General features: G+C 64.5%; 5 protein-coding genes and 1 pseudogene. All 6 read right to left on the bottom strand.

Annotated elements, in window-relative coordinates; translation table 11 throughout:
- On the bottom strand, positions 1 to 112 hold a 112-nt coding region (locus tag D477_RS21505; protein WP_005266144.1), incomplete at its 3' end, for a DivIVA domain-containing protein.
- Positions 113 to 258: 146 nt separating this feature from the next.
- Positions 259 to 549 (bottom strand): YggT family protein, encoded by a 291-nt coding sequence (locus D477_RS00390; RefSeq protein WP_005266143.1) that lies wholly within the window; start codon positions 547 to 549, stop codon positions 259 to 261.
- Between the two features lie 72 nt (positions 550 to 621).
- Entirely contained in the window at positions 622 to 1155 is a 534-nt protein-coding gene (locus D477_RS00385) for a cell division protein SepF (protein WP_005266142.1), read from the bottom strand.
- 43 nt (positions 1156 to 1198) lie between these two features.
- Positions 1199 to 1963, bottom strand: a complete 765-nt coding sequence (locus tag D477_RS00380) for a YggS family pyridoxal phosphate-dependent enzyme (RefSeq protein WP_005266141.1) — start codon at positions 1961 to 1963, stop codon at positions 1199 to 1201.
- Positions 1960 to 2691 (bottom strand): polyphenol oxidase family protein, encoded by a 732-nt coding sequence (locus D477_RS00375; RefSeq protein ID WP_005266140.1) that lies wholly within the window; start codon positions 2689 to 2691, stop codon positions 1960 to 1962. Before D477_RS00375 ends, D477_RS00380 begins: the two co-directional genes overlap by 4 nt.
- 3 nt (positions 2692 to 2694) lie before the next feature.
- Positions 2695 to 2875, bottom strand: a pseudogene (locus tag D477_RS00370) (cell division protein FtsZ); the annotation flags it as partial.

Raw genomic sequence — 2875 nt, 5'->3', positions numbered from 1 at the left:
GCTCTACGACAATCTCGTCGAGGAAGTCGTCGACCTCGTCCTGGTCGTAGCCTTCACGGAACTTTGTCGGCTGGAACCTCTTGTTGACAACGTCTTCAGGCGTCAGAGCCATGTGGTCACCTCATACTGGTTCTTGTAGATCACGAATTCATGCGAACGCGTTCATGACAACGGTAGCGAATAGATTCCCTGACACGTTACATTCACTGCCTCTGAAAATCAGCGTATAACTTTTCAGCACTGATACCTAACCGCGTTTCAGCGGGCCAGGCCGGCCACAATAGCCAGGGCAATGCTCGTCACGATGAACAGGACGAGGAAGGCGAGATCCAGCGAGAACCCGCCGATCCGGAGCGGGGGAATCATGCGGCGCAGGGCCCTCAATGGGGGATCCGTGACGGCGTAGATCCCCGATGCTGTCACGAGTGCGACACCCCGGGGGCGCCACTGGCGGGCAAAGGTCTGGACGACATCGAAAACAATGCGGATGATCAGCGCCAGCTGGAACAGCATGAGTACGAGATAGAGCAGGACAAAGATAATCGACACGCCGGTCCACAATTCCTAGCGTTTGAAGGTGCAGTTACTCCCCGAATACTGCCTCACCGGCAGCCATGAGCGCTAGCTCTGGTTGAAGAAGCTGGCCTGCTGTTCGCTCGCCTTCTTGTCCTCGCCCAGGACCTCCATAGTGGACGGCGACAGAAGGAACACTTTGTTGGTGACCCGTTCAATGCTCCCGTGCAGCCCGAAAACCAGGCCGGCGGAGAAGTCCACAAGGCGCTTGGCTTCGGCCTCCCCCATGTCCGTAACGTTCATGATCACCGGGATTCCGTCCCGGAAACTCTCTCCGATGACCTTGGCATCGTTGTAGGAGCGCGGATGGACCGTGGTGATCTGGCGCAGCACGTTGGACTCCTCACGGGATGAAGGGGCGCGCTTAATCGGCGTCACCGGGGCACGGTACTCTTCGGCGGCGGCTGCCTTGGCTGGAGCCGGAGTGCTCTCGGCCCGGCGCTCGTCGCGTACGGGTTCCGGACCTTCCTCGTCCCGTACCGGCGCTTCCCTGCTGGCGGGCTCGTTCTGCTCAGCCTCATAGTGCTCGTCACCGTCGGCGAGCCCGAGGTAGATCATTGTCTTGCGCAAGGCGCCAGCCATGGTCAGCTCCTATCGTGTCTTCACCACTGCTCTAGCCAAAACGCTACATCACCCGAGGTCGGGGGCCCAGTACATCTGAGCCGACACGCAGGTGTGTCGCTCCGGCGGCGACGGCCGCCTCCAGATCCTGGCTCATGCCCGCCGAGACGATGGCGGCGTGCGGATAAGCCCGCCGCAACTGCGCGGAATATTCCATCAGCCGTGCGAACGCTTCAGCGGGATCGGCGCCCAGTGGAGCAACCGCCATCAACCCGCCCAGCTCCAGGCCCGGCGCCTCTGCAACGGCATCGGCCAGCCTGCCGATTTCCACCGGCGCAGCCCCGCCCCGGCGGGAGCCTCCGGCTTCGCCGTGCTCGGGGCGGTTTTCCAAGTCGACCTGGATAAGCACCTGCAGGTCCGGCCGCGGTCCGGCTCCATCCGCCGCACGCCGCTCCTGCTCCGCGGCCATGGCCTTCGACAGCGCTTTGACCAGGGACAGACGGTCGACGGAATGGACGGAATGGGCGTACCGCACCACCGACTTTGCCTTATTGCTCTGCAGCTGTCCGATGAAGTGCCAGCGCAAACCGGCAGCGGCAGGGTCCGCCTCCAGCTCTGCTGCCTTGGCCGAAGCCTCCTGGTCGCGGTTCTCTCCCACGTCCGCTACGCCGAGCCCAGCCAGCGCGGCAACATCCGACGCCGGGAAATACTTCGTGACGACAATCAGCTCAGGGGCCGGCAATGGCCGCCCAGCCGCAGCGGCGGCTATGCGCTGCCGGACCTGCGCAAGATTCTCGGCGAGCTGCTCGTTGCGTTCCGGGTGCGTCATACGTCCTTCCAGACCAGGCCGGCAAAGCGTCCGGTCCCCTTGTCCCCTCGATAGGAGAACAACTCCGGTTCTTCCAAGGTGCAACCTGCTACCCGTGTCGCTCTGACCCCCAATGACGCCAGCTGCCCTTCGGCTCCCGCCGGCAGATCCAAGGCGGGGGTACCCCATGAAGTCCTGGCTTTCAGCTCCGGCATGATCGCGCCCGCTTCCTCCATCATCGCTTCCGGCACCTCATAGCACCGGCCGCAAATGGACGGTCCGATCCACGCCTGCAGCCGGGAACCGCCGGCGGCCTCGAGCCGCTTGACCGTGTTGGCCAGGATCCCGTCCAGCAGGCCCCGGCGGCCCGCATGCGCAACAGCAGTGGCGTACCCGCGCGGAGTCTTCGCGGCGAAGACGACAGGAAGGCAGTCGGCAACCATGACTGCCAGGGGCACATCGCCGGCCGGAGCAACCAGCGCGTCGAGCCCATCGGGGCCCTCCGTCGGTTCGGATGGCCGGGCAGTGCCGACGTGGGCCGAATGGACCTGGTTCATGAACCGCAACGGCTCATGAACCAGTCCAAGGGCGGCTTCCAGCGCCTTGCGGCGGCTGTGCACCGCCTCCGGATCATCGTTGACGTGCAGGGCCAGGTTGCCGGCACTGCGGCTGGTAAACGCGACCCACACTCCGTCATCGACTTGCTCACGCCACCAGAATCCGGCGGGCGCCAGTTGCTCCAACGCCATGGCCTACTTCAGGAAGTCCGGAACGTCCAGGTCGTCGGCACGGCCGGCAGCCAGGTCCGGCTCCACCACGGCGGGCAGGTCCACATCGAAGCCGCCATCGGCAGGCAGCTCGTAACTGCGCGGGCTCTGGTTCCAGGACTTGGAAGCGGCTGCCGCAGCCGGCGCCTCGGCAGTTTCGGCGGCT

The organism is Arthrobacter crystallopoietes BAB-32 (assembly GCF_000328305.2).
Classification (GTDB): Bacteria; Actinomycetota; Actinomycetes; order Actinomycetales; family Micrococcaceae; genus Crystallibacter; species Crystallibacter crystallopoietes_A.
This window is presented reverse-complemented; position numbering and strand designations above follow the sequence as displayed.

Bases quoted from the DNA above. Each gene is read 5' to 3' on its own strand.
- D477_RS00385 (WP_005266142.1), bottom strand. From the start codon at position 1,155: ATGGCTGGCGCCTTGCGCAAGACAATGATCTACCTCGGGCTCGCCGAC.
- D477_RS00380 (WP_005266141.1), bottom strand. From the start codon at position 1,963: ATGACGCACCCGGAACGCAACGAGCAGCTCGCCGAGAATCTTGCGCAG.
- D477_RS00375 (WP_005266140.1), bottom strand. From the start codon at position 2,691: ATGGCGTTGGAGCAACTGGCGCCCGCCGGATTCTGGTGGCGTGAGCAA.